Raw genomic sequence first — 6876 nt, forward strand, 5'->3', positions numbered from 1 at the left:
GGCAATGGAAGCCGGTAATGAGAAGACCACCAACGTGGTGATGCTCGGCGCACTTGTCGGTACGGATGTAATGCCGTTCACCTATGAAGAGATGAGGGAAGCCGTTAAAAACTCCGTTCCTAAAATTTAAAATTGCCGTGGCCTCCGGCAAGGGTGGAGTAGGAAAAAGTATGGTTACGTCTTCTTTGGCTATTCTTTTTTCCCGTACTGAAAAAGTAGTTGCTGTTGATGCTCCGTCCTGATGTGAAAATGTTCCCGGACTTGTTTTGCAAGGGAGCGCCGGACCACCCATACCTGTACCGGTTCAGAAAGCTGCAGCAGACTGTGCAGGCAGGGTGCCCACCCCTGGCCTTTGAGTTCCAGGGGGCCGACTTCGTCCACGATGATCAGGTCCGCTCCGCGGCACCTGTGAACTGACAGGGCTTTTTTGCCCCTTTCCATGCTCAGGGCATCAAACATGTAGGGGATGGGCCGCAGTCCCGGCACCCGCATGGAAAGAAGATGCCTGCGGCCTGTATCCAGTTCAAGAAGTTCAAAGCCGTTTCGCATGTTGTTTTTCCAGAGACCGGGGCATGCAATGCCTGTAACCCGTCGTCCGCGGCGTCGGGTTTGCCTGGCCAGCTCCAGAATAAAACCGGTTTTGCCCGAATGCCTGTCTCCTGTCAACAATATCATCGGCGAAATTCCATGACCGGCATGAAATGTTTTTGTCCGCCGGTCAGCCTTGATTCCACAAGCGGCATGCCGTATAGCCGGCTGAGCTGTTTTTGCGTGAGAACAGATTCCGCATCTCCCTGAGCCACTGCATGCCCGGCTTCAAGAAGGACGACCCGATCGGCCACCGCGGCAACGGCATTGGGGTTGTGCATGGAAGCCAGTACGGACAGATTCTGATCCCGGCACAATTTGCGGATTTGATACAATAGATGGTATTGATTGTGGAAATCCAAATGATTTGTGGGTTCGTCTAAAAGCATGACCGGCGCCTGCTGGGCAAGGGCCCGGGCCACGGTGGCCAGCTGGCGCTCACCTCCGGAGATCCGGTTTACCCGGCGCTTTGCCAGATGCGCTGCGCCAAGCAGTTCAAGGGCCTGCCACGCGGTTTTTTCATCCCCGGCGCCCGGCATGGCAAAGCCGCTCAGGTGGGGGTTGCGCCCCATGAGCACGAGATCGAGCACGGTGAACGGAAAGATCTGATCTGATTCCTGCGGAACCAGGCTGATGTATTTTGCCCGGGCAGTGCTGTTTACAAGGTGAACCGCATTGTTATCGACCATTATTTCTCCGCTTTCCGGGTGAAGTATCCCGCATAAACAGTGCAGAAGGGTCGTTTTTCCGGATCCGTTGCGTCCCAGAAGGGCACAGAAACTTCCTCGGGCCACATCAAGGTCTACCTGGTGCAGGACACGGGTGCCATTGTAGGCAAAAGTGATATTTGTGCAAACAAGGCTCATATCCATCCCCTTGCGCGATTTTGATACAGCAGATAAGCAAAAACCGGTCCCCCTGCCATTGCTGTCAGTATGCTCACCGGGAGTTCGGCTGCAGTCAGGCTTCTTGCGGCAAGGTCGGCGGCAAGCAGAAAAGCGCCGCCCATCAGCGCAGTGACCGGTATCATCACCCGGTGATCAGGGCCGGACAAGGTTCTTGCCATGTGCGGAATCACAAGACCGATCCATCCGATCTGGCCGCAGGCCGAGACGATCACGGCCACCATCAGCGAACTGATGCTGATGAAAAAGATCCTGTAACCTCTTGGGTTCAGCCCCAGGGAGGTGGCCTGCACTTCTCCCAGGGAAAGAATATTGAGTTTGAAGCGCAGCAGGTGAACCAGGCTCAAGCCCATCAGAATCACCGGGGCAATCAGGCGCACATCCGCCCATGAGCATCGGTGCATGCTGCCCATGACCCAAAAGACGATGGCCGGCAGCTGGCTGTAGGGGTCAGCCGTGTATTTCAACACCATCAGAAGGGCATTGAACATGGATGTGACCACAAGGCCTGCCAGGATCAGGACCAGAACCGGGCGAACTGCCACGGCCCTGGCAATGCCGGCGGCAAGTCCCACGGCGCTTAAGCCGAATGTAAAAGACAGCACGCGGACAATCCCGAAGGGACTGCCGGGCAGAATCAGCCCAAGGGCCGCACCAAATGCGCATCCGGCCGAAACCCCGAGGATATCCGGAGATACTAGCGGATTTCGAAACAGCCCCTGATAGACTGCCCCGGAAACGGCAAGCCCGGTTCCGCCCAGCACGGCAGTTAAACTGCGGGGCAGGCGCACATCAAAAAAAACAAGGGATTTTGGGCTTGGTTCAAGGTTGCCCTGCGCAATCCAGTGCCGGATCCAGCCGGCAGCATCTGCAAAAGAGATGTGCATCTGCCCGGTAAACAGGGAAAGGAAAAAGAGCAGAACCAAAATCGCACCCAGTATCCATAAGGTTTTCTGATCGTTCATGATCCCGGGTTTCCGTTTGGGGCATCCTGATTCCGGGCGGGATGCGCCGGATCTTTGCGCTCAATTTTGTCATTGAGATGCCCGCCCATTTTGGTGAAGCTTTGTCCGAAAAGGGTTTCGTGAAAATCATTGACCTCCCGGATCAGGCATATGTCTTCAAACTGTTCCGGATAAAGCCTGTCCCCGAGCCATAGCACCCCCAGGACCGACAGGGGGGAGGGAAAATCCCAGGGCGACAGGCTGGAGGGAAAAACATGGATTTCATTTTCCCGCACTGCCGGCAGGAGGGAAAACTGCCGTCGGTTTATAAACGTTTTTGCCTGAAAGCGGCTCATGGGGCTGATGACAATGCTCTCCGGAGCCCAGGTCATGAGCTGTTCCGGGGAAATTTGTTTAAAATGGCCGTGAAGACCGTGGGCTGCATTGATGCCGCCGGCCAGATGAATCATCCGGTCCTGGAGCATGTCGGAAGGAGACGTGGACAAAAATCCGGAAGGACCGGCATAATATACTGTTTTGCGTTCCCCCGGATCCAGATTCTGCACCCGTTTTCCGACCCGTGCCAGCATCCGGTCCATTGCCTGGATGACCGCATCGGCCCGCCGGGGTTTTCCAATGGCCGAAGCCACCATAATCAATGTCTGCTTTATGGACGCAAAGGTTTCCGGTGCAATCAACACGGCCGGGCAGCCGGAGTTCTGGAGCCTGTCGGCCATCTGAACGCCTGTTTTCTGATAAGACAGAATCACCAGATCCGGATCCAGGCTGAGCACGGTTTCAAGATTGATTCCGCTGGATTTGGAGCCAACGCCCGGCAGATCCGCCAGCTCCGGTGCCACGGCCAGAACCAGGGGATCGTGCCGCGACGAGTTATCAAGCCCGACAAAGGCGTCTGCCCCTTTCAGGCACAGCACCATCAGTGTTGCGGGTTTAAACGTGGTCACCAGGCGGCTGACATTGTCGGGTATTTTGACTTTCCGTCCTGCTGCATCGGTTATGATTCTTTCAGCGCAGGCCCGGGATGCCGTTATGACCAAAAGACAGCATGCGACAGTTATCAGAAATAGTTTTTTCATATGTCCAAAAATTGATGACACCGTAAAAAGTGTGATTTCAGATGGCGCCGTAAAAAGTTCAAGATCAAGGCTTGCGCAATTTCGAAGAATGCAGCGTACTTATCCGTACGTGAAATTCTGAGAAATTGCGCGTAACGCAGATATTGGACTTTTACGGCGCCATCAAAAACTGGCTTTGAGCCCGGCAATGGCATTTCTGCCCGGGGCGGGAAAACCAATTTCCGATTCATAATCTTTGTCAAACAGGTTTTCGCATTCAAGCCAGGCCGTCAACTTTTCGGTAATTTGTTTTGTTATTCGGCCGTTGACAGTAAAATAGTCTTTTGTGTTTGTCATTTCCTCGGCTGGTTTTGCAGGGGTGGGCAGATCTTCATAGATCTTGTCCACATAAATCCCGCGCAGGTTCAGCCGGGTGTTTATCCATGGAATCAGCCCATCAACGCCAATGACAAACTTGTTTTCCGGCACACCTGCGACCTTTTCCGTAAGGGCTATGGCGCTTTTATTCTCAGCATTATTGTAGGTATAATCAATACTTGCACTCAAATCCGGGATAGGGGTGTAGCTGAGGCCGATTTCTGCGCCTTTCATTTCAACGTCTTCAACGTTGATGTAGACATCGTCCCTGGAATCATCCTCCTGATAATCCCTGGAGATCCAGTCGGAAATATCATGATAAAATCCTTCAACCCGCAGATGAAAAACCCCGGCAAAGGTTCGCTGCACACCCAGTGTATAATTGATGCTCTGCTCGGAATTCAGGTTTGGGTTGACGGCCCTTCCGGAGTATAGTTGGTTCAGGGTGGGAAAACGGGTTTTTTTCGCCACCGAACCATATACCCGGGTGGTATCGGCAAATTGCCAGCTCAGTCCGGCCATGGGGTTGAATTCAGCGCTGGTGTCCGTGCCGTCCAGATCCGTTTGCCCGGCAAACAGGTCGTTTTCGTCAAAAACGGCTTCTTCGGCATCATTGACCTCAAACCAGTCATAACTGGCGCCGATCACGGCCGTCAGGCCGTTGTCAAAGAAAAACTCATGTTCCGTGCCAATTGATCCGGTATAGGACTCAAATTCGTTAAACGGCAGATTCGCACCGGCCCGGTCTTTGTGGATGTCTTGCTTATAGTGAACCGAAAAATGGCCCGTGTACCAGTCGGCCGCGTCAATATCGGCAATCATGGAGCCGCCCACGTAGCTGTCATCGTATGTGCTTGTGGCAATTTTCTCGGTTAAACCGGGATCCGCATAAAAGACGAAATCATCCTCGTGCTCATGGTAAAACAGTTTGCCCCTCAGGGTGAGCCAGGAAACAATATTCTGTCTGCCGCTGAAATCAATGCCCCAGTCGTCATAGTTTTTAAATCGGCGGAAGTTTGAAAATCCCGCATCATCGCCCCTGGAGGGAAAGATTTTGTACTCATCTGTTTGAAAGGGATTCCCTCTTTCGGCCTGTATCATGTGCAGACTGACAAAATATTCGGAATTTTCGGAAGGGGTGATGCCAACCCGGCCCCAGAAAGAATCCTGCTCTGAATCCGCGTTGTTCCTGAAACCACCGTTTTCTGTAATCATGGGATCTCCCATGAAGGTTTTTTTGGGTGTTGCCGTTTCAGGATCGAAATCGTCTGACATCCGGAAGCCATCGGTTTCACGCCGGCTGTAGCTGAGCCAGTAGTTGATTTTTCCGACCTGGTTTCCGTGGGACAATACCGTGCGGTAGGTGTCGTTTTCACCGATTTCCTGGGTGAAGCTGAAGGAGGGGTCCTTGGTGCCTTTTTTGGTGACCACGTTGATAACCGCGGTCTGGGTGTTGGCGCCGTAGAGCACTGAAGGGGCGTTTTTGGTGATTTCAATTTTGGAGATCATTTCCGCCGGAATCTGATCCAGGTTCAGCTTGCCATAGTAGGTTTCATAAAAGGGAATGCCGTCGATTAAAAACAATGATTTTTCAGTGCCAAAACCGTGTATGGAGATTTCCGGCTCATTTTTGCTGCCACGGGTCACTGTGATGCCGGGGGCAAAACTCAAGGCCTGGGCAAGGGTCTTGCTTCCGGTTGCTTCAATTTCTTCCTGGTCCATTTCATGGTTGATGGCGATATCCTTGACTCCGGATTTTTTACCCTTCACCACAATTTCCCCCAGTTCAAATCCAGGCTCACTGCCGGGTTGTGCCAGAATCCAGCCGGGATTTATCAGAATACATAAAAATCCGATTAAAAGTGTTCCGGTTTTGTCGTGCATGGCATTCTCCCTGAAAACGGTTAACAGTAAATGCGGAGGCCGAACAAATCGTTATGCTATATTTAGCATAACGATTCATAAAGGACGTGTTTACTTCTGTCAACCAGAAATCCCTGGTATCGGCGCAGCATTTTTGGATTCCCAAATCTGATGGCACCGTAAAAGTCCAATATCTGCGTTACGCGCGATTTCTTAGAATTTCACGTACGGATAAGTACGCTGCATTCTTCGAAATCGCGCAAGCCTTGATCTTGAACTTTTTACGGCGCCATCTGAAAATTGACTTTTTACGAGCGCGTCAAATCTGAGGACGACAAGGGAGGTTAAAACAGAGCTGCGGGGAAAAAATTTTTTGGCGGCATTTATTCCGGTTCTGATTCCGGGGGACTCGCGCCTGCGATTTTGATATTCAATATGTTTTCAAGCTGTTTAAACTGTTCGTCGGTCTCGTGTTCAATATCCTGCTGCAGTCGTGTAAAGGCACGGACGAGCTCTTCAGCCAGCGGGGTCAGGCAGGAGCCCCCTCCGGCCGCCCCTCCGATTCGTTTTTCCAGCAGTTGGGCGCCCAGGCGCTCTTCGGTGGCATGGATTCTTGCCCATACCGCCCTGTAGCCCATTTTCAGCTCCTTGGCCGCTGCATGGATGGAGCCGGTTTTTTCAATAGCCTTTAAAATGCGCAGCCTTCCGGAGGCAAACACCACTTTTCCGTCCGCATCCTCAAGCCATATCTTCGAACGGCTGTATAGTTGTTTTGATGGTATTGCCATTTCATTGCTCTTTTGATTTTCAGATTATATCCAGATATTTTTCAGGATTACGCAATCATTGCAGAAAATACAAGTTTATTGATTCCCCCAAGGTTTCAGGCCTGCTGGCGGCACCATGTCTCCTGTGTGAAAAACAGAAGCACAAGAGAAATCGCCACCCATGCCAGCATCAGGCTGAATCCTTTTTGATAGGCGGCCAGGGAATATATTTTCACCCCTTCTGACATGCCCCCCTGCCAGCATCTGTCCAGCACCCAGCCCACAGCGGGCTGCAGCAGCATGGGGCCGGCCATCACGCCCATGTTGATCACTCCGGATACCGTGCCGGCAAGCC

6 protein-coding genes and 1 pseudogene are annotated in these 6876 nt (G+C 52.4%); all 7 read right to left on the reverse strand.

Annotated features, from left to right (window positions below; all coding sequences use genetic code 11):
- Positions 1-189: 189 nt before the first annotated feature.
- Complete coding sequence (locus R6U41_RS09145; RefSeq protein ID WP_410269533.1) at positions 190-675, reverse strand: nucleoside-triphosphatase; 486 nt, start codon at positions 673-675, stop codon at positions 190-192.
- Positions 672-1460: an ABC transporter ATP-binding protein gene (locus R6U41_RS09150; protein WP_410269534.1), complete on the reverse strand. Its 789-nt coding sequence runs from the start codon at positions 1458-1460 to the stop codon at positions 672-674. Before R6U41_RS09150 ends, R6U41_RS09145 begins: the two co-directional genes overlap by 4 nt.
- Positions 1451-2458 carry a FecCD family ABC transporter permease gene (locus tag R6U41_RS09155; protein ID WP_410269535.1) on the reverse strand — a complete coding sequence of 336 codons (1008 nt, stop codon included), beginning with the start codon at positions 2456-2458 and terminating at the stop codon, positions 1451-1453. Before R6U41_RS09155 ends, R6U41_RS09150 begins: the two co-directional genes overlap by 10 nt.
- Positions 2455-3495: an ABC transporter substrate-binding protein gene (locus R6U41_RS09160; RefSeq protein WP_410269536.1), complete on the reverse strand. Its 1041-nt coding sequence runs from the start codon at positions 3493-3495 to the stop codon at positions 2455-2457. Before R6U41_RS09160 ends, R6U41_RS09155 begins: the two co-directional genes overlap by 4 nt.
- A 201-nt stretch (positions 3496-3696) precedes the next feature.
- Entirely contained in the window at positions 3697-5775 is a 2079-nt protein-coding gene (locus tag R6U41_RS09165) for a TonB-dependent receptor plug domain-containing protein (protein ID WP_410269537.1), read from the reverse strand.
- Positions 5776-6137: 362 nt separating this feature from the next.
- Positions 6138-6542: a winged helix-turn-helix domain-containing protein gene (locus R6U41_RS09170; protein ID WP_410269538.1), complete on the reverse strand. Its 405-nt coding sequence runs from the start codon at positions 6540-6542 to the stop codon at positions 6138-6140.
- A gap of 95 nt (positions 6543-6637) precedes the next feature.
- A pseudogene (locus tag R6U41_RS09175) lies at positions 6638-6876 on the reverse strand (hypothetical protein); the annotation flags it as partial.

It is taken from the genome of Desulfosalsimonas sp., from assembly GCF_046483245.1.
GTDB lineage: Bacteria > Desulfobacterota > Desulfobacteria > Desulfobacterales > Desulfosalsimonadaceae > Desulfosalsimonas.

Coding starts and splice junctions, on each gene's coding strand:
- R6U41_RS09170 (WP_410269538.1), bottom strand. CDS start 6,542: ATGGCAATACCATCAAAACAACTATACAGCCGTTCGAAGATATGGCTT.
- R6U41_RS09165 (WP_410269537.1), bottom strand. CDS start 5,775: ATGCACGACAAAACCGGAACACTTTTAATCGGATTTTTATGTATTCTG.
- R6U41_RS09155 (WP_410269535.1), bottom strand. CDS start 2,458: ATGAACGATCAGAAAACCTTATGGATACTGGGTGCGATTTTGGTTCTG.
- R6U41_RS09145 (WP_410269533.1), bottom strand. CDS start 675: ATGATATTGTTGACAGGAGACAGGCATTCGGGCAAAACCGGTTTTATT.
- R6U41_RS09150 (WP_410269534.1), bottom strand. CDS start 1,460: ATGGATATGAGCCTTGTTTGCACAAATATCACTTTTGCCTACAATGGC.